Consider the following 21,559-nt stretch of genomic DNA (forward strand, 5'->3'; position numbering starts at 1 on the left):
AATATTCAATATGCCTTTTTTACTTCAAAAAGGTATACTTTGTTCACTTTTTCCCTAACCGTTTTATTGGAAAACAATGAATTCCCCAGACATTCTCAGTGTAAAAACCTTTCTACTTAGCTTACAAGATTCCGTTTGCCAAAAGATATCTGAACTTGATGGGAAAGAAAATTTCCATGAACAAACTTGGCAACGTGCAGAAGGCGGTGGTGGTCGCAGCCGAGTATTAAGCCAAGGCGCTCTTTTTGAACAAGCGGGTATCAATTTTTCTCATATTCAAGGCACTCAGCTCCCCGCATCAGCAACGGCACATCGACCTGAATTAGCAGGTCGTAGCTACCAAGCTATGGGCGTTTCATTAGTTATCCATCCACTTAACCCCTATATTCCAACAACCCATGCAAACGTTCGTTTCTTTATTGCGGAAAAAGAAGGTTGTGATCCCGTATGGTGGTTTGGTGGTGGATTTGATTTAACACCTTATTACGGCTTTGAGGAAGATGTCATCCATTGGCATACTGTCGCTCACGATTTGTGTAAACCATTTGGTGAAGAAACTTATCCTAAATATAAAGATTGGTGTGATGAATATTTCTTTTTAAAACATCGTAATGAGCCGCGTGGTGTTGGCGGGCTATTCTATGATGATTTAAACCAACCTGATTTTGCAACCTGTTTCAACTTCACCCAAGCAGTTGGTAATGGTTTTTTAGATGCTTATGTTCCTATTGTAGAAAAACGCCGCGAACATACTTGGGGAGAAAGAGAACGTCAATTCCAGCTCTATCGCCGTGGCCGCTATGTTGAATTTAATTTGGTGTGGGACAGAGGAACACTCTTTGGCTTACAAAGTGGTGGTAGAACAGAGTCAATTTTAATGTCTATGCCACCTTTAGTTCGCTGGGAATATGATTACTCGCCTGAACCTAATACCCCTGAAGAAAAACTATATACTGATTTTCTTATCAAAAGAGATTGGCTGTAGTTGCTCAAAGAATCGTTAATTAAATACTGATTAAGTTAATAACAATTAAACAACTGGGAAACAATAAAATGTTTCCCATGTTAATTAATTTATTCTCTATTATTTTATCAATCAACTTGTTTTTTGATATTCAGATAACAAATATTATTGTATTTTCAGTTAGTTACATAATGTTTTTTATCTTATAAGATGCCATTTCAATCAACGAAATGGAGTTTTATCTATGAAACATTCATTAAACCGAACAATAATTCCCTCTTATCTTCTCGATCAACTTTATCAAGAATCGCAATGCCCCAATCTAAAATCAACCTTAATGCACACCAATGCATTAATGAATAAACATAATTATGATGAAGATTTAAACCAATTACCTCATTCTTTTTTCTCTTCAACAAGACCAAAAGCCAATTATGAAAGAATTATTCGCGACGCTAAAGGGCAATTTGAAATTCCTGATCATGCCCATTCAAAAGCGCCAATTTGCTATCAAATTAATCTGGCTTTAGAAAATCAAAATATAAAACCTCATATTGTGCACATGCCCCATGAAGATTATGAAATTATTATGGTGGAAGGTAATATCAATTATAGAGATAACGCAGCAAAAATTGTTTATGATTCAATAGGTCATGTGCGCTCTTTTTATAAAGAAGTACTGGGCATTGATAAAATGTTTGGTTGTGATGCACACATCAATGCCGTGATCCATTTTGGTGATTCATTTGCCAATGCTTTTTGGAATTCACAAGCGATCTATTTTGGAGATGGGGATAATAAGTATTTTAACCCTTTTTATAATGATATTGATGTAATAGCTCATGAATTAACACATGGTTTAATTACCTTTACCACCCGATTTTTTATTATTCTCAGTCTGGTGCGCTTGATGAATCAATTGCAGATATCGTCGGCATCATGGTGAAGCAATATGTCAAAAATCAAAAAGTTAATGAATCTAATTGGCTGATTGGCGAAAATATTTTCATGAATAAATATAATGCAAAAGCTATTCGTTCTATGTCCAATCCGGGATCTGCTTATTATTTATCCCCCAAGGTTAAAGATAAGCAAGTTGGTCATATGAAAGATTATGTGCATTTACCTCTCGACGAAGAGCATGACAATGGTGGTGTACACATTTATTCAGGTATCCCTAATAGAGCGTTTTATCTATTAGCAACCGCATTAGGTGGGTATTCATGGGAGATTGCTGGAAAAATTTGGATCAAAACATTGTTCGACAAAAGGCTAACACCACAAAGTGATTTCCTGCAATTCGCTATTGCAAATATTGAAACAGCACAAACGATGTATGGTTCACAAATTGCAAATTTAACACAACAGAGCTGGGAAGCCGTTGGGCTATATTTTAATCGACAACAAAGCTTGTCAGCCCACAAATAGAGGCTGACATTATGCTTAATGATTTCTTGAGTACCTTAAATATCTATAACGTCATCTATAAAGTAAAAGTACCTAAAAAATACTTAACGTTTTTTCTTTTTGCGACCCGGCTGTGTAAAGCGCTTACGTGAAGCAGTGTCCGCAGGTTTTGATTTATTCGCGGTGTTTTGTTTACTATTTTTTACCGCAGATTGCGTTTTAGGTTTAGATGATTTTTTTGGATTAACATCAGATTCAGATTTCTCAATCATCTCAAATAATTTAATCAATTCATCATCAGTCAGATCACGCCATTCACCTAATGGGATACCAGAAAGGCTGACATTCATAATCCGCACACGCTCTAATTTCGTCACTTCATAACCAAAATGCTCACACATCCGGCGGATCTGACGATTTAATCCTTGAACTAATGTAATACGAAAGACAAAAGGGGCTTCTTTTTTGACTTTACATTTTTTCGTCATTGTGCCGAGAATAGGAACACCCGCCCCCATACCACGAATAAAATCATCTGTAACTGGTTTATTCACAGTGACAATATACTCTTTTTCATGGTCATTTCCGGCTCTGAGAATTTTATTTACCAAATCACCATGATTGGTTAGAAAAATAAGCCCTTGTGAATCTTTATCTAAACGACCAATTGGAAAAATGCGGGTACTATGATTAACATAATCGACGATATTATCTCTTTCGCCACTTTCCGTTGTGCTGACAATCCCAACGGGTTTATTCAAGGCAATCAAGACCAAATCTTCTTCATTTCTAGGTTCAATCAGTTGACCATTAACTTTAACAATATCACCACTAAACACTTGGTCACCGATCGCGGCGCGTTTACCATTAATAAAAACATTACCTTGTTCAATATAACGATCAGCATCGCGTCTTGAGCAAATACCGCTTTCACTAATGTATTTATTCAAGCGAGTAGAAGACTGATTTTGCATGGTTACCCTCTATAATCTGCATAAAATAGGTCAATCATTAAGCCAGCACGTTGCCGTGATAATTACCCTAACAATAACAACATATGTTAAATAAAAAGCCGTAACACCATTTATCTTGTTACGGCTTTCATGATCATCATACTCAATAGATATTACCGAGCATAGCTTATATTCAGCAATACACTTTTGTACGACTTGTGATAATCAACGCTTTTTCAAGTGTTGCATCAGACGCTTACGTTTACGTAGCTGAGTAGCAGTTAGCTGATTCTTTTTATTTGCGTAAGGGTTTTCACCCTCTTTGAATTGGATACGAATTGGCGTCCCCATTACATTCAAAGAACGACGGAAATAATTCATCAAATAACGTTTATAGCTATCGGGTAAATCAGAAACTTGGTTACCATGAATAACCACAATCGGTGGATTGTGACCGCCAGCATGCGCATATTTCATTTTGACACGGCGACCACGGATCAATGGTGGCTGATGTTCATCTTCTGCCATTTTCATAATGCGCGTTAATAATGCTGTACCCACGCGACGCGTTGCCGATTCATAGGCTTCTTGAACAGATTCAAATAAGTTACCCACGCCACTGCCGTGCAGCGCAGAAATAAAATGAATACGCGCAAAATCCACAAACCCAAGACGCAACTCAAGCATATCTTTAACGTGTTCACGATCTTCAGGTTTCATTCCGTCCCATTTATTGACGGCAATAACCAATGAACGACCGGCATTAAGAATAAAACCTAATAAAGATAAGTCCTGATCAGAAATACCTTCACGTGCATCAATCACTAATAGTACAACGTTTGCATCTTCAATCGCTTGTAGCGTTTTGATAACAGAGAATTTTTCAACTGTTTCAGTCACTTTACCACGTTTACGTACACCGGCTGTATCAATCAGAATATATTCGCGGCCATCTCGTTCCATTGGAATATAGATGCTATCGCGAGTTGTTCCTGGCATATCAAAAACAACAACACGTTCTTCACCTAAAATTCTATTGGTTAGCGTAGATTTACCCACATTTGGACGCCCAACTATAGCCAACTTAATTGGCAAACCAGTCGGATCAAAGTCATCTTCTTCGTCTTCTAAACCTTCCTCGGCTGCTTCTAGTTCAGCCCAGTAAGCCGCATTTGCTTCTTCTTCAGTTAATTCAACGTTTTCTTCTTCGTCAACCTCAATAAAAGGTTTTAATGAATGCTCAATTAGCTGAGTAACACCGCGACCATGCGAAGCAGCAATAGAATAAATCTCGCCCAAACCGAGCGCATAAAAATCACCAATAACGGTATTTGCATCAATACCGTCTGTTTTATTCGCCACAAGATAGGTTTTTTTCTTACGGCTACGCAGATGTTTTGCTATACCTTCATCCGCTGGCATTAGCCCTGCTCGAGCATCAACCATGAAGAGTACAACATCCGCTTCTTCAATGGCTTGCAACGATTGCGCAGCCATATGCGTTTCGACGCCCTCTTCTGTACCATCGATACCACCGGTGTCGATAATAATAAACTCATGCCCTTCAACTTCTGCACGACCATATTTACGATCACGAGTTAGACCTGGAAAATCCGCAACCAATGCATCACGGGTGCGAGTTAAGCGGTTAAATAACGTAGATTTCCCTACATTTGGACGCCCAACCAACGCTACGACGGGTATCATTATTTGATGCCTCACAACTATAATTAACTAAAAGAATTCCCAGCTGTTAAGTTAAATCAACCAAGAAAACAAAAAAACGAAACGGTTCCTATCGTCAGGAACCGTTGACTTTATTTGATAAATTAGTCACTTACCAGCAATTAACGCGTTAACAGATAAACTGTACCATTTCTTGCTTGAACCATTAACTTATCACTTGCAACCACTGGGCGGCTTTGTAAACCTGAGCTATTCAGTTTATTTTGCGCAACAAAACCACCCGTGCTCATATCTAACCAATGTAGATAACCTTCTTTGTCACCGACAACAAGGTAACCATTGAACATTTCAGGTGCAGTCAATCCACGATGGAGTAAATCTTCTTGTGACCACAATGTCACCCCATCACTTTTACGAATGGAAAGAACGCGATCATTTTGATCAACGAGATATAAGTTTTCGCCAGAAAGTACCATGTTATTCACGGAACCTAAATCACGTTTCCACATGATTTGGCCTGAACGCATATCTAATGCGGCTAATGTACCATTATACGCGATAGCATAAATCACACCATCGTCAATAATTGGTGTCATATCAACATCATCTAAACGCCCAATCTCTGTTGAACTTGTCACTTGAGAAATTCGTTGTTGCCAAATTAATTGACCTTGTGACAATAAAACTGCGCTGACACGACCATTGTCACCACCGACAATAGCAGCACCGAAAGCAACAGCTGGCGCTGATTCACCGCGAACAGAAAGAGAAGGCGTTTCAAGGTTTACAGTCCACTTGATTTCACCATTCGTCACATCAAGAGCTTGCAGCATGCCATTGCTCGTGTGAACCATGACTAGACCATTGCTTTCTGTTGGTCGAGAAAGTGCTTCACCAGCAACTTCCACATCCCAAACAACCGCACCATCTTCTTTATTCAGCGCGATAACTGTGCCACGTTCAGTTCCAATATAGATATTGTCACCAGAAACGGTTAGGCCACCAGACAGCAGTGCAGATAAGTTTGAGGAAAGAAAACCGGTACGCTTAGAAAGATCAACAGACCAAAGTTCCTTACCACTATCTAAATCAAACGCTTTGACTAGTCCTTTGCGATCAGCAGCATATACTGCGCTACCATCCCATGCAGGAGATAAGTCAGAATAAAACTGTGCAACACCATTACCAACAGATTTATCCCAAACAATCGTTGGAGTAAATTGATTTACAACCTGAGGAAGCGGTGCCATAACGATAGAATCAGTTTCGCTGGAACAACCGGCAAGTAAAGCTGAAGCGACTAGGCCAATCAAAAGTGTTTTCCGCAACTGCATGTTAATCGTTTCCTTTCTTCTTATAAATTATACTTATCATAATTCAAGCAATCTTAATTACTGTGTAGGCTACAATAGCGAGGTCCAATTAATCGTTAATTTTCCTCGCTATTTTTTACTCACCTAAATGTAGCTCAAATTATTTAAGGTATAGATATATTGTTCAGTTTAAGGGTTAGAAGGCCTCTTAATGTTTGAGAACCTTCACTTTCTAGCCCTTGAGTATATGCTGCTTTCGCGCCAGCTAAATCACCTTTGTGGAGTAATGCATCTCCACGAACATCTTGTGCTGCTGCTTGCCATGATTTTGCTTTAATATTACCAACTGAAGCTAAAGCTGCATCTGCATTACCTTGCGCAAGCTGTACTCGAGCTAAACGTAAGTTAATCAAATCAGTCATATCATCAGTTTTAGCTTTAGAAAGTGCATCAGCTAAGGATTTTTCAGCATTCGCTAAGTCACCTTTATCTACTGCAACTTGCGCCAGCTCTAATCCCATCATTGCACTATAAATATCTGTTGTTTCTGCTGCAAATTTTTGTGCAGCTTCAAAACCTTGAGCTGTACCTGAATGTAATTGCGTGCTCACAGTTTCATATTTTTGAGCACTTTCTTGTAATACATTCGTTTTATGAGATTGCCAGTAATTCCATCCCCAAACAGCCCCAATCCCAACAACAAGTCCAATAATCAATGCAACGCCATTATTTGCAAAAAAGCGTTTGATGGCATCGACTTGCTCATTTTCGTTTGTATAGACTTCCACTTGTCTCTCCTTAACCTAATAACTCAGCTAAACGCTGTGCTAATTGTTGTTGCGATACCGTCTCTTGCTCGCCAGTACGTAAATCTTTTACGCCAACTTGACTGTTAAGAATTTCGTTTTCGCCTAAAATCAGTGCAATTTTTGCGCCTTGTTTATCAGCACGAGCGAGTTGCTTCTTAAAGTTTCCACCGCCATGGTTGGTCATCAAACGAACTGCTGGCAGTGCATCACGAACTTGTTCTGCTAATAATAAAGCAGCCTTCTGGCTATTTTCGCCAAAAGAGGCCAAATAAATGTCTGTCACCGTATTATCAGCGGTAAAATCAGGGTTGAGCTCTTTCACTAATAAAACCATACGTTCCATGCCCATAGCAAACCCAACAGCAGGTGTTGCTTTACCACCAAGCTGTTCTACCAGCCCATCATAGCGGCCGCCTGCACAGACTGTTCCTTGTGAACCTAATGCCGTTGTCACCCATTCAAATACAGTGCGGTTGTAATAATCTAAACCACGAACTAAACGTTGATTCACGCGATATTGAATACCTGCCGCATCTAACAATTTGCATAAGCCGTCAAAATGTTCGCGTGATTCATCATCTAAATATTCAAATAGTTCTGGCGCATCATTTAAAAGGGTTTGAACATCTTTATTTTTGGAATCAAGAACGCGCATTGGATTGCTATACATACGACGTTTGCAATCTTCATCCAACTTGTCTTTATGCTGCTCAAGGAAAGCAACTAATGCTTCGCGATAACGTGCACGCGCTTCTAAAGAACCAATCGAATTGAGCTCTAATGTCACATGCTCACTAATTCCTAATGCCTTCCACCAGCGCGCTGTCATCATAATAACTTCAGCATCAATATCTGGGCCTGCAAGACCAAACACTTCGGCACCTAATTGGTGGAATTGACGATAACGGCCTTTTTGCGGACGTTCATGACGGAACATAGGTCCTAAGTACCATAAACGCTGTTCCTGATTGTACAGCAAACCATGCTCAATACCGGCACGGACACAACCTGCGGTATTTTCTGGGCGCAATGTTAAACTGATGATTTCTTTATCACTTTCTTGACGATCGATAAAAGTATACATCTCTTTTTCAACCACATCAGTGACTTCACCAATCGCCCGGCTAAATAGCGGGGTATGCTCTACAATCGGGGTTCTAATTTCACTAAAGCTGTAACTTTGTAAAATATTTTTAAGTACAGTTTCAATTTTCTGCCAGACTCGAGTATCAGCTGGTAGATAATCATTCATGCCACGAACGGCCTGGATATTTTTTGCCACGTTATGTCTCTATTTTTCGAAATCGAATAAGCTCGATTATAAAAGCGAAATGTCATTAGGTTCAATCAACAAACTGTAATATTCCTCTTGAAATAGGAATAATTTTCTTTTTCGGCCTAATTACTTTGTTGTTTGCTCAAAATGACGAGATTTACGAATATTAATTGGTCATCAAAAACAAAAACTGGCTCGTAATGAACCAGTTGATTAATCATTATTTATCTATTTGACTAATCGCTATGCGGTTAGTTTCATCAAGCATGGCCGCTTTGGCTCGAATTTTTGCTTCAAGCTGGTCAATAATATTATTATTATCAAAGCGCTCTTTTTGGCGAATACCATCTTCATAAAAACCACTTTTGGTTTTCGCACCTGCAACACCCAGGGTAGAGACTTCTGCTTCACCTGGCCCATTCACCACACAGCCGATGATAGAAACATCCATTGGCGTGATAATATCTTCTAATCGCTGCTCCAATGCATTGACTGTGCCGATAACATCAAATTCTTGACGCGAACAGGTCGGGCAAGCAATAAAGTTTATACCGCGAGAGCGAATACGCAGTGATTTGAGGATATCAAATCCAACTTTAACTTCTTCAACAGGATCAGCGGCTAGTGAGATGCGCAGTGTATCGCCTATCCCTTCTGATAATAGCATACCAAGCCCAATTGCAGATTTAACTGAACCTGAGCGCGCACCACCTGCTTCTGTAATACCAAGATGCAAAGGTTGATCAATTTTTTGAGCAAGTAAACGATAAGATCCAACAGCAAGAAACACATCTGAGGCCTTAACACTGACTTTAAATTGGTCAAAATTAAGTTTATCTAGAATATCCACATGGCGCATTGCTGACTCAACTAATGCTTCTGGTGTTGGTTCACCATATTTTTCTTGGATATCTTTTTCTAATGAGCCACCATTAACCCCAATGCGAATGGGAATATTGTAATGACGAGCGCAATCAACAACTTGACGAATACGGTCTTCACTACCAATGTTGCCCGGGTTGATACGTAAACAATCAACGCCATATTCAGCCACTTTTAATGCAATTCGGTAATCAAAATGAATATCCGCCACTAAAGGCACATTCACTTGTTGCTTGATTAATTTAAATGCTTCCGCCGCATCCATTGTTGGCACTGAAACGCGAACAATATCAACGCCTACACGTTCTAATGCCTTAATTTGGCGAACAGTTGCTTCAACATCCGTGGTTCTAGTATTGGTCATTGACTGAACAGCAATAGGAGCGCCATCGCCAACAGGGACTTTACCGACATTAATTCGAGTGGATTTACGTCTTTTTATAGGTGATTCATTATGCATTTTAATTAAACTCTCCGGACATCCCTGTACTTTTAAATACTATTGTATACCTTCCCGCCATACATCAAACCGCCTTGTGTTGGCATAATGAATGCCAATCACAATTTAGGCCAACTTTGCTCAATTGGGTATATAGGATACAGTTTGCATCTGCAAATTATTTATATTTTTATGCTTCAGGTACTTTTAATTTAGCCGGTCGATTCGCTTTAATAAAACGACTTAAATCAACAGAGTTACCATTTAATTGCACATCAACATTTGCTGGCGCACCAATATTTAAGCGATAAGGTAATTGCCCTGTCAGCTCTAATGTGTCGCCACTTTTCTTCGTGCCACTAAATAAAATTTTATTATTTGCATCACGAACTTCTAACCAGCATGCACCTTTAAAATTCATAACTAATGCATCTGTTGCCGCCGTATTAACTTCCGTTGACTCAGTCGATTGAGTGCGGTCAATAACTGTATTCGTCACTGGTGCGTTAGGTAATGGGATTGTTTTAATGACAGTTGATTCTTCCGGCAAAGTGTCCGTTGAAGAAACGGGAGCTGAAGCCTCAGAGGTATTTTCTAATGTTGGTTGCTCAACGACTGGCGAAGGCGTCATCGTCGGGTTAGGTAATTCAACTTGATTTTGAGCGTTATCTTGTTGAGAGATAATTAAATCGTTTTGATTTGCCATGGTAACTAATTTATTTTTTTCAACTTGATGATCTTGCCACCACCAAATTCCTACCATAGCAATAAGAATAATGACGATAAGCCAAGTGAGCTTCATTAACCAACCTTCACGTTTTTTGCGTTTTTTCCCTAAAGAAAAACTTTGCATTGACGATACTGTAACAGTTGGTTCTGGTTTATCGACGGTTAATAAGGCATTTAATTCACTTTCAGGAACATTCACCATACGCGCATAGAGACGCATATATCCACGTAAAAAAGTGGGTTCAACACCAGCAGGTTTAATATCTTCATCGATTTCTTTTACTGTAGTCACTTTCAAACAAATACGCTCAGCTATCGCTTCTTGCGTTAATCCCATTCGTTCTCGTGCCTGAGATAATAGTTGTCCTACAGTAATTGGATTTTGTTCGGTATTATTATCGATAGTCATTGGCTGGCAACACTGTGTCCGAGTTAATGAAATATAAAGCTGTTTTTTTAGCTCTACGCTCAGTTATCCTAAAGTGAAAGGTAGTAATTGAAAAATTATCACCTACTTGACATTGTAGGGTAACGGCGCCATTTTTCCTACCGATAAAATGGCACAAATAATAACCAGACCAAATATTTAGGCCTGGTTTATTAAATCAGACTGCTTTTACCTTAATAGGTTCCCCAGCCATGCGTTTTTTCAATGTACGTTTCGTTCTATCAATCACTTCGCCAGCAAGCTGACCACAAGCAGCATCAATATCGTCACCACGTGTTTTACGGACAATCGTTGTAAAACCATATTCCATTAACACTTTAGAAAAACGATCAATACGGCTATTTGAACTGCGGCCGTATGGTGCACCTGGGAATGGATTCCATGGAATGAGGTTGATTTTACTTGGTGTATCTTTCAAACATTCAGCTAATTGATGCGCATGCTCAGTGCTATCATTAATATGATCAAGCATCACATATTCAACGGTAACACGTCCGCTATTCGCATTTGATTTTGATAAATAACGTCTAACGCTACCTAAGAATGTCTCGATATTATACTTTTTATTGATTGGCATAATATCATCACGAATTTCATCCGTTGGTGCATGTAATGAAATAGCTAATGCAACATCAATCATGTCACCTAATTTATCTAATGCGGGAACGACACCGGATGTTGATATTGTCACGCGGCGTTTAGATAACCCAAAACCAAAATCATCCAGCATGATTTCCATTGCCGGAACAACATTGTTTAAGTTAAGCAATGGTTCACCCATTCCCATCATCACAACGTTGGTAATAGGACGGCGGCCACTTGATTTTAATGAGCCAATAATTTTTGCAGCACGCCAAACTTGCCCAATAATTTCCGACACACGTAAATTACGGTTAAAACCTTGTTGCGCTGTTGAGCAGAATTTACACTCTAATGCACAGCCAACTTGTGAAGAAACACATAATGTTGCGCGGTCATCTTCTGGAATATAAACCGTTTCAACTTGTTGGCCACCAACGGTAATTGCCCACTTAATCGTACCATCAGCAGAACGTTGTTCTTCAGAAACTTCAGGTGCGCGAATTTCAGCAACTTCCTTTAATTTGGCACGTAATGCTTTATTGATATCTGTCATTTGATCAAAATCATCATAACAGTAGTGATAAATCCATTTCATCACTTGATCAGCTCTGAAAGGCTTTTCACCCATTTGCGCAAAAAACTCACGCATCTGCTTACGATTTAAATCTAGCAAGTTTATTTTTTGTGTATTTTTTCTGGTGTGACAGAAATAGCGGAAGAAGTTGCACATTGTGCAGTTGTCGTCATATCAGACATTTTGAATTGCCTCGTTATTACACTTTCGGCGAGTGCCATGAACATAGCACAACGTATTTATAAAATAATTCTACACTAGCGGGGATAATTTATATGAACATCCAAGCTAACAAAATCGCCCTGTTAATATTATATTCAACAGGGCGCAGCATTGTACAAACTTTATAATCATAATGCTAATGCATTACGCTAATTTATTCATTAACGTGGGCAGATTTCATCTTCAGCGAAGAAATAAGCAATTTCACGGTTTGCAGATTCGATAGAATCCGAACCATGTACTGCGTTTTCAGTGAAGCTATCTGCATAATCAGCGCGTAAAGTACCCGCTAATGCGTTTTCTGGGTTAGTTGCGCCCATTAGATCACGATGACGTTGAACCGCATTTTCACCTTCTAAAACTTGCAGCATAATCGGGCCTGAAGTCATAAATTCAACTAAGCCTTCAAAGAAAGGACGACCTTTGTGCTCAGCGTAAAAACCTTCTGCTTGTTCGCGAGTCAGGTGCAACATTTTAGCTGCAATAATTGAAAAGCCAGCACTTTCAAAACGGTGATAAATAGCACCGATTACGTTTTTCTTTACTGCGTTTGGTTTAATAATTGAAAATGTACGTTGAATCGTCATTGAAATAACCTCTTAGCGATTTTGTGACTTTTACGCTTTGTTATCGCGTGCTTCCTAGCAAATTTACATACCAGTAGCGTCAATTGTTGTTTTTTTAAGTTTTTTATTCTGAGACACAGCTACAGAAAATTTAGGCGTTGATTATAGGGGGAACAATTATGATTTCCTACAGTAATATCAACATTTTGTTAAACTTTTTGTAGCAAAAAAATCTATTTTTTCGACTTAATCACACTTTTCATCTATTTTGCCTGCTTTTAGCCCACCTAACGGATCGCATATTCAGCCCAAAATTGAATATCACATTTATATCATTCCACCAAACTATAACAATTCACCCAGAAAGCGCATAACAGGCACCCACAAAAAGCATATTACAAACACAAGATTCACTGATGAACGGCGCCCATGCAGAATTTCGTCTTAAAATTCAAAATCCCATAAATTCTGAAATATAATGGAATTATTTTACTTTGAAATTAACCGAACTCACTTGACCACTTAAATCCAATACTGAAATCTGGTAACTCCCCGTTTTATCTAACGTGAGCAGGACACTGCCATTTTCGTTGGTTTCATCAATTTGTTCACCATTTAAGAACCACCATTGCCGCCCTTGCCCGCCTTGGGTAACTAATCGCACATCAAGACTATTTTTACCCGGTAAGCGCTGTAATATTTCATTATTACGAATACCTGAAATGAGAAGTGGCGGAATTTCCACCTTCAATGGCGGACATTGTCTGTCTGCCTTTGGTAAGCGATTAGCACGCCTTTCACTCGCAGGAAGCCATGATTCCACAGTAATTGGCCATAAATAAATGGTGTTCTCTTTGGCATTTGGGCAATCAGGTGCCACTTGCAACCCTTGCTCATTAACCCAAATTTTTTGTTGTAACCCTTGCATCGACTCTTGGTTTTTAGCGACTAATGTTGGAGGAATGGTATTATCTAAAATCCAACTTAAGCGGCGCTGACGACAATTGTTATCCCCTTGCGGCAAAATAGTTCCACTAGGCCAACAAATTACTGTCTGAGTCACACTGCTTGGGCGACTATCATTAGGTAATTGCATATGTGATTGATAAATGCGAGACAACAGTAAGTTATTCACTTGATTCATAATGGGAATTGCCGTTGCATAGCCATACTGTCCCGCAACAGGTGTGCCATCTGGGCGACCTACCCACACACCAATGGTATAACGCGGGTTAACTCCGATAGCCCAAGCATCACGATAGCCGTAACTCGTCCCCGTTTTCCATGCTAAATTTAACTGCGGACTTAAACTGCTATCAGGAACAGGGCGAGCTTCTCCCCCCATGATCCGTCGAATAATCCATGCCGCACCCGGTGACATCAATTGGCGATTTCTCACGACATCACTGGGACGATAACGCAAAGGTGAAACTTGACCTTGGCGAGCAAAAGCACTGTAAGCAGAAACTAGATCATCCATGCGAGCAGCTGTACCACCTAAAATCAATGATAAATTTGGTTCACTGGCTAATGGAAAGCGTAATTCTGTGCCAACATTGCGTAATTGTGCCGTAAATCGTTTGCTGCCATAAACATCAAGTAATTGAACTACAGGCAAATTAAGTGACCGCACCAATGCGTCACTGACACTGACTGGACCATTAAATCCTGAGTCAAAATTACCCGGACGATAATCATCAAATCGCCTTGGGACATCTTGCAATAGTGACTCCGCGTGGATCAAACCTTCATCTAAAGCCAGCCCGTATAAGAACGGTTTTAATGTTGAGCCGGGCGAACGCCATGCAGTGATCATGTCAACATGACCAAAACGTTGCGTATCCTGAAAATCAATCGAACCAATATACGCTTTCACACTCATATCAGTATGATCAACAACTAATAGCCCTAAAGATGTCTGTTTTGGTAATTGGTTTTTCCAATTCAGTGCCATATCTTCCAACTGACGTTGCAAGCTGGCATCAATCGTCGTTTCGACAATAGATTCTTGCACCTCTTTTACCACACGACGAGCAAGCAAAGGTGCAAGATGAGGGTTTTTACGCGGTGCTAACCAAATTTGCTCTTGTTTAATATCTTCCGTTTTTTCAATTGGCCACACACCATATTCTGCCAATCTATCAAGCACTTTATCTCGTGCTGCTTGTGCTCTTTGCGGATAGCGATCTGGGCGTAATCGGCTTGGTGCTTGAGGCAAAACAGCAAATAGTGCTGCTTCGCCGGAAGTCAGTTTATTTGGCGCTTTATTTAAATAGACCCAACTAGCCGCACCAATACCTTCAATGGTTCCACCATAAGGTGCGCGGTTTAAATACATTTCGAGAATATCATCTTTAGAATAATGATATTCAAGCTGTGCAGTTCGCCATAGCTGCTTAAGTTTTCCGGTAATCGTTCTATCATGAGGATCAACCAACCTAGCAACTTGCATTGAGATGGTACTTCCCCCAGAAACAATGCGACCTGAACTGACATTCTGCCAAAGTGCTCGAAATAGCGAAAAGGGATTAACGCCCGGATGTTCATAAAAATGGTGATCTTCATAAGCCAATAAAGCTTCAACAAATTCAGGGGAAACCTCATTGAGCTTCACGGGATAACGCCAAATTCCTTCTTTATCTGCAAAACGCCAAAGTGGTGTGCCATCTTCAGCCACCACAGTGCGCGCCATCTCAATTTGTTTAATCGGAAGAGGCCAGATTTTATCGGCAATAAGAAAGAGTAAAGGAACAAGGATCACTAATAAAACGAGCATTAGCCCAGTACGTCGAAACCATTTATTCATGTAGGCATATACTCAACAACTCGTATCATTTGGAAGAATGCCGTTGCCCAAAGACAACGGCATTTCAGTGGTTAATAAAAATTAACGGACAATTTCAAGCTGGCCATTTGCACGACCCACAGCACGCCACTCAGGTACATACATAGATTCGACTTGAGGTGCTGGGATAGTATAAACGCCCGGTGTTACTGCTCTTGCCAAATATAACAACGTGGTAGGTTTATATTCCTGAACTTCAACAGCGGCAACAAATCTATCATCTCGATATTCCATATGACGGATCTGAGATTGTTGCATATCATCAATCAATTCCTGCAAGTTAGGTGCAGTATCACTTAAATTAACACTACTATTGGCTAAATTCTGATTTTCTAGCTCTAACCCAGCTGGTAGTAAGTCCACGACCAGCGCATCAGGAACATTTTGGGTTGCTGTAATATCCAGTTTTACCACCACCATTTCACCTGTTCTTAAACGATCTAATGAAATTGGTCGGCCTTGTAAATCCAAATATGTCTGCTTCACATTGAGGACATTTGAACTTGGTTTTGGTGATTGAATTGGATAACCAATTACATTCAACCTTGTGTATAGCGTATTTGTTCCTGTATTCTCAATACTATAACCATTTTGTATTTGTTCTTTTGTTAAGAACTCACTCAATGGTTTATCAGAAACAATTGCTGGCACTTGTCCATTGATAACCGCCTTCCAAGGCGTTTCCGTATCATTGATATAATAACGACCTGCTAAATACAACGCATTATTTTCTTGTGTGGAGAAGTAACGTTGTGATAGCAAATTATTAGACAATGTTTGTAGTTTTTGATCGCGTGATTTCGGCATTAATTGATGTTCATTCAATAATGCAATAATCATTGCATCATCACGAATAGCTGAACCATAATCACCACTGTAACTATAACGACTACGTTGTTTTTTCAAACCTTCCGCAATTGCATTATCACCACGCGTTTTATCGCCCATTAAGTTCAATGCAATACCCAGTTGAACTAATGACAAGCCATTATTTGCCTCACTGTTTCTTGCATACAATTGGCGTAATGCGCCTAATGGTGCTTTCTGTTGGTTAGCTAAGACTAAACCGGCATACGATTGAGCAGCAAAACGAGCAGCAGCTTGGTCATTCGTATAAGGATAATTTATTTGATTACCATCTTGCAGATAGCCTAACAAACGGCTATTTGCATTGGTTATCGCCTCTTGTGGAACGGTATATCCGCGTTGGTTTGCTCTATTTAAGAAATCCGTTGCATAAGCCGTTAACCAATATTCTTCAGAACCATTGCGATCCCACAAAGAGAAACTGCCATCAGCACGCTGCATTCCTAATAAATGAGGAATACCAATTTCAATGGCTTTACGACGGTCTTCATCTGTTTGTGATTTGATGCCAAGCTTAAATAGTTCAGCTTGTGATGAGTACAATGATGGATATAATCCACTCACTGTTTGCTCAAGACAACCATATGGATAAGCAAATAACTCACGAATGTAACGTGAAATTTGTAGCGGTGGTCGGCTACTCATCAACACTTGGCCTTCTAGTGTTGCAGGGGATAACCCACGTAAATCTTCAGTTGGCAATGCCCAAGCATCACCCGGTTCAAGTGCCAGAGCAAAAGAGACAGTTTCCGCTGGTTGAGCTGGGCGAACTCCCACTTTCCAATTGTTGCTGTACTCGTTTAATTTTTCACCCGGTAAGTTAATTCCGTTTATCGTCATGGAAATATCACCTTCGCCATAACCATAATCAGCACGAACAGGCAATGTCAAAGTGGTGCGTTTACCCTTTTCTAAGGCTAGCTCCCTGATATCTGAACCTTCTAGCTTAACCATTCCAGTTGCTTTAAAGGTGACAGTGACATTTTGTGTGTTATCCGTGGTATTGGTCAGATCTAATGCGAAGTAAGATTTATCACCACCCGCCATGAAACGTGGCATCGACATCTGCGTGACAATCGGCGCAGCAACGGTCACTTTTCCATCAGCATGACCAAAATCTTTCTCATTCCATGCTTGGGCCATTACACGCAATTCACCATTAAAATCAGGAATAGGTATTGTAATTTCACCTTCACCATTTTTATCTAACATGACAGGCTGTGCTTGTTCGGCAATAATTTGCACCTCTGTCAGCGGTTTCATCCCGCCGCGCTCTAAGGCCGCATCATCACTATCACCACCAAAACGTAAGCTAGCTAATTTACCTTGACCTTCAATTAAATGACCATAAACATCATATTGATCAACGCCATAACGTTTACGTCCAAAGAAAGCATCATAAGGATCAGGTGTTTTAAAATCCGTAATGTTTAGCACACCAGTATCAACCGCAGAGAGCAATACATTAACTTTTTCAGGCAATGGCTTGCCTTCTTTCGCCGTTGCTTTAACTTTCACAATGAGATCTTGATTTGGACGCATTTTGGTTGGCGTAGTTAAAGCCAAATCTATTTTGCGATTTTCATCCGCAATTGGAAGATGTAATACACCAACAGCACGTTTCACCGTTGCTTCTTTTGAATCATCGCCTGGACGAACGACAACGGCGGAGATATACAGGTCATGGCGAGCCCACTCTTTATTGACTGGAATTTCAATTTCCATGCCCTTTTCTGGGACGTCAATTTCTTGCCACCACAATGGGCTGCTACTTGATTCAAGTAAAATATACCCTTTACCCGCTTTAGGCGATTCAATGCGAACTTTCGCTTTTTCACCCGGTAAATAAGCTGGTTTATTAAGTGTCAGTTTCACTTGGTCAGGGCGAACAGCGCCATTTCCACCCGCATTATCTTGCCAAGAATAGCCTGCCCAAAATTGAATGCTACTGACTAACGTATTCTCTTGGTTGATAACTTCGAGGCGATAGGAACCCCAATCAACCGGGAATGACACTTTGGCTGTTCCATCTTTTGCAATCTTGATATTCTCATTGGCGATGGCTAAATCTTTCTGATCATAATTAGATGTCCAGCCACCACTTTCAGACCAACTCCAATAATAATCACGACGTTCATATACTAAACGTGTGGTTAGGTTTTCTGCTGCCAGTTTATTCCCAGCGGCATCTGCATAAACTAATTCAAATTCTGCGAGTGAATTTTCATCAACATTATAGCGTTGGGTATAGCGATCAACTCGGTAGTCATAAATTTCTTTCTTATTAAATAGTGGGCGGATACCGACTAATGCATCCGCAGGCCAAACGGCTTGCTCCGCACGTCGCGTAACAGGTCGGCCACCCGCTTCTAATAAACTTGCTTGTGCAATGACTTTGATTGGGGAACGCAAAGCACTCCAATCATTTTGAGGCACAACAATCGACGTTTCGCCACGGTCATCTAGCGTTAAATCAAATTCATCTAGCTTACGCTGTAAGCCCTCTTCATTTTCAAAACCAAACTCAAAGCCCGGTAATTTAGCAACTGCTTCGCGATCTGCTTTTGTAAAAACTTGGCCTTGTAGCTCATTACCCGCAGCTGGCGCGCCATACAGATAACGGCCTTGAATATTAAATTCTACAGGTCGCGTATTTAAAACCGGCTTACTACCTGTGGTGATATCTAATGCCATTCGCTCTGGCATAAAATCTTCCACATTAAATTTGTAATAACGCAGAGGAGAACCATCTCCTAAATCAAAACGTAATGACCATAAGCCCGTTTCTGCTGATTTTGGGATCTCAAATTGATGTTGATATAAACCATCTTGTTCGTTTTCGGCTTGCCAGACAAAACTTCTTACCACCTGCCCATCAGTTTTCAATACATCAACTTTGACAGGTTGTGCTTTAATCGGATTACCATCACCATCTCGTAATAAGCCATTAACCAATAACAACTCACCCGGGCGATATAAATCACGCGGTCCGAAAACAAAAAACTGTTTTGCATAACCAACAGGCCCAGAAATATCAAACTCAGATAAATCCAATGCAGGCTGCGTCAAATCAATAATACTGGTTTGCCCTTCATGAGTGGCAAGTAGCAGTTTTCCACCAGCCAACTTATCAAGTTTGGCGTGACCATCACCATCTGTCGTAGCTTTAGTCACCAACTGACCTTTTTCATCAAGAATACGCAGATCTATTCCTTTCAGCGCAGATCCTGATGCCAATGATTGTGTGAATATATCAACTTGATCTTGATAGCTATGTAATGAGACGCCAATATCACTTAGCGTGAATACGGTCGCGGGAAGTTGATAACTGTAGCTACCTGCTTTTTGCATAATGGCTAAATAGACGCCATCTTGTTGTAGCTCTTTAATATCATTTAAGGGTAATAGAACAGTTTGGCGAGTATTTTTGTCAGGATTCAGATCAAAACGGCCTGTATAAGCAAGTTCAACCTTACTCAATATTTCTTCGGAATACCAAGATTCATAATTACTGCGATATTGCCAAGCAGCAAGAAATTGCGGCAATTGTTTCTCATCAATACGGAAAAAGTTAACATCCACTTTGTCGACATTTAATGCAATAACAGGTAAGCCTTTCGCTACTTTACTTGGCAATAATGATCCTTTACTCGCAAATCCAACAGTTGGCACGATTTGAGACGTTTGAATTTTTTTCTCAAATGGCTCACTGATTGTGCGCTCATTAATCGCTTTAATTCCAGTATTGACGGATAAATTTAACTCTTTTGACGGAGGAAGATGACGGAAACGTAATTCCATTTGGTTATCTGATAATTCCCAGTCACCATCTAATTTACCTGACTTAACATCAACTAAATTAATAAATTGACCGAAATTTTGATTCGGTTCTAATGGTACAGAGAAAGTCACCACGAGTGCACTTGCACCATCGAGTTGTAACTCGGATGCATCAAGGATCTCAAGCTCTTTTCCTGTATAGCGCTTTAGCAACTCTTCATTGGAAAGTTGCGGTTTTGTTTGGCTAGCAGGTGTTGCTGGTGTGCTTTTTGTCTGATTTTCTGCTGAAATGCTGGTGTCTTTTTTAGTACTTTCGTCAGTATTATCACAGCCTGTTAGCACCATAATAGATGCCAATGCAGCAGCAATATAACGTTTTTTGTTTCAGACCCGCCAATGAAGTCCAACCAAAATGGTGATTCATGACCGCCCCTTCCTTTTATATTATAGTTAATATTATTGAGCTACAACTTTCAGCAGCAATGCTAAAAGCGATAAAGCATTGATTGAATGATTAAGTCACTCAAGCTCATTCATGCCTATTATTAAAAGCCAAAATAACCGGATCAACGTGACAGAGAAACAAAAAGCTCTCTGTCTAATTAATAGCGCATTTTTCAGGATATTCTACACATTAACAATAGCTGAAATATTTTATATCAGTTAGTGATACAATTTAACAAACTACAATAGGAAGAACCAATAAGACAAAGCGGAAAATGCATAAAAGTCGCTTAATGACTAACCTTTATGCATCGTATTAATCTGAATTTAGGTATTGCGGGTAGGAATAACATCACGTAACCAACTGCCTAGCTTCCGTTGGTAGAAAGGCTCTACATGTTCAGTAATAAAGTGACTAACCCCTTTTTCATCTTCATTAACCAAACAAAAATCAATGGATTGATCATCTTCTAAGTAATCACAAGCTAATGTACCCGCTTCATGAATGATCTGATCAATATTTTCACTACCCGGTACAAATTCCATAGCGACCATTAAAATAGCTTCATCATCATTGTCCTTATCACTATTGGTTTCCTGAGCAGATACCAAAAARGCTCTACGGACAACTTTATGTTGCTTAAAACATTCAATTAGGGCACTGATTAATACTTCAGGCTCTTTTTCAAGCACACTTAATTTTAGTGTTGAACCCTGTGGGATGGTTAATTCTGCAAATTCTATATCTTTTTTTGATTGCTGCGACATGCTCA

General features: G+C 39.8%; 14 protein-coding genes and 1 pseudogene. 3 read left to right on the forward strand and 12 right to left on the reverse strand.

What is annotated here, in order from left to right:
* Positions 1–76: 76 nt before the first annotated feature.
* The 3 genes from hemF (at position 77) to OO7_RS17200 (ending at position 2,392) form a co-directional block, all read left to right on the forward strand.
* Positions 77–985, forward strand: a complete 909-nt coding sequence (hemF, locus tag OO7_RS11915) for an oxygen-dependent coproporphyrinogen oxidase (protein WP_008916176.1) — start codon at positions 77–79, stop codon at positions 983–985.
* Positions 986–1,208: 223 nt separating this feature from the next.
* Positions 1,209–1,910, forward strand: a complete 702-nt coding sequence (locus OO7_RS17525; protein ID WP_008916177.1) for a gluzincin family metallopeptidase — start codon at positions 1,209–1,211, stop codon at positions 1,908–1,910.
* A complete protein-coding gene (locus tag OO7_RS17200) occupies positions 1,904–2,392 on the forward strand; it encodes a M4 family metallopeptidase (RefSeq protein ID WP_008916178.1) in 489 nt (162 codons plus the stop codon). The genes OO7_RS17525 and OO7_RS17200 overlap by 7 nt, the downstream gene beginning before the upstream one ends.
* A gap of 83 nt (positions 2,393–2,475) precedes the next feature.
* Here the strand turns inward: OO7_RS17200 and rluF are convergent, their stop codons facing one another.
* The 12 genes and pseudogenes from rluF to OO7_RS11980 all read right to left on the reverse strand — a co-directional run bounded on the left by rluF (position 2,476) and on the right by OO7_RS11980 (position 21,554).
* On the reverse strand, positions 2,476–3,345 hold the full coding sequence (rluF, locus tag OO7_RS11925) for a 23S rRNA pseudouridine(2604) synthase RluF (protein WP_008916179.1): 870 nt from the start codon (positions 3,343–3,345) through the stop codon (positions 2,476–2,478).
* Between the two features lie 204 nt (positions 3,346–3,549).
* The gene (der, locus tag OO7_RS11930) at positions 3,550–5,031 is read right to left on the reverse strand and encodes a ribosome biogenesis GTPase Der (protein WP_008916180.1); all 1,482 of its coding nucleotides are present in this window, start codon (positions 5,029–5,031) and stop codon (positions 3,550–3,552) included.
* Positions 5,032–5,171: 140 nt separating this feature from the next.
* Complete coding sequence (gene bamB, locus OO7_RS11935; protein ID WP_008916181.1) at positions 5,172–6,344, reverse strand: outer membrane protein assembly factor BamB; 1,173 nt, start codon at positions 6,342–6,344, stop codon at positions 5,172–5,174.
* 143 nt (positions 6,345–6,487) lie between these two features.
* The gene (locus OO7_RS11940; RefSeq protein ID WP_008916182.1) at positions 6,488–7,111 is read right to left on the reverse strand and encodes a YfgM family protein; all 624 of its coding nucleotides are present in this window, start codon (positions 7,109–7,111) and stop codon (positions 6,488–6,490) included.
* Between the two features lie 10 nt (positions 7,112–7,121).
* Positions 7,122–8,414 (reverse strand): histidine--tRNA ligase, encoded by a 1,293-nt coding sequence (gene hisS / locus OO7_RS11945; protein WP_008916183.1) that lies wholly within the window; start codon positions 8,412–8,414, stop codon positions 7,122–7,124.
* A 214-nt stretch (positions 8,415–8,628) separates the two neighbouring features.
* Positions 8,629–9,750, reverse strand: coding sequence for a flavodoxin-dependent (E)-4-hydroxy-3-methylbut-2-enyl-diphosphate synthase (gene ispG, locus OO7_RS11950; protein ID WP_008916184.1), 1,122 nt, complete (start codon positions 9,748–9,750; stop codon positions 8,629–8,631).
* Positions 9,751–9,919: 169 nt separating this feature from the next.
* Positions 9,920–10,867 carry a cytoskeleton protein RodZ gene (gene rodZ / locus OO7_RS11955; protein ID WP_008916185.1) on the reverse strand — a complete coding sequence of 316 codons (948 nt, stop codon included), beginning with the start codon at positions 10,865–10,867 and terminating at the stop codon, positions 9,920–9,922.
* 196 nt (positions 10,868–11,063) lie between these two features.
* Positions 11,064–12,244 (reverse strand): annotated as a pseudogene (gene rlmN, locus OO7_RS11960) (dual-specificity RNA methyltransferase RlmN).
* Between the two features lie 201 nt (positions 12,245–12,445).
* Positions 12,446–12,871 (reverse strand): nucleoside-diphosphate kinase, encoded by a 426-nt coding sequence (gene ndk / locus OO7_RS11965; RefSeq protein WP_008916187.1) that lies wholly within the window; start codon positions 12,869–12,871, stop codon positions 12,446–12,448.
* Positions 12,872–13,334: 463 nt separating this feature from the next.
* The gene (gene pbpC / locus OO7_RS11970; protein WP_008916188.1) at positions 13,335–15,656 is read right to left on the reverse strand and encodes a peptidoglycan glycosyltransferase PbpC; all 2,322 of its coding nucleotides are present in this window, start codon (positions 15,654–15,656) and stop codon (positions 13,335–13,337) included.
* 81 nt (positions 15,657–15,737) lie between these two features.
* On the reverse strand, positions 15,738–20,687 hold the full coding sequence (locus tag OO7_RS11975) for an alpha-2-macroglobulin family protein (RefSeq protein WP_008916189.1): 4,950 nt from the start codon (positions 20,685–20,687) through the stop codon (positions 15,738–15,740).
* Positions 20,688–21,113: 426 nt separating this feature from the next.
* Positions 21,114–21,554 carry an enhanced serine sensitivity protein SseB C-terminal domain-containing protein gene (locus OO7_RS11980; protein ID WP_008916190.1) on the reverse strand — a complete coding sequence of 147 codons (441 nt, stop codon included), beginning with the start codon at positions 21,552–21,554 and terminating at the stop codon, positions 21,114–21,116.
* Between the last annotated feature and the right edge of the window lie 5 nt (positions 21,555–21,559).

It is taken from the genome of Providencia sneebia DSM 19967, from assembly GCF_000314895.2.
Lineage (GTDB): Bacteria > Pseudomonadota > Gammaproteobacteria > Enterobacterales > Enterobacteriaceae > Providencia > Providencia sneebia.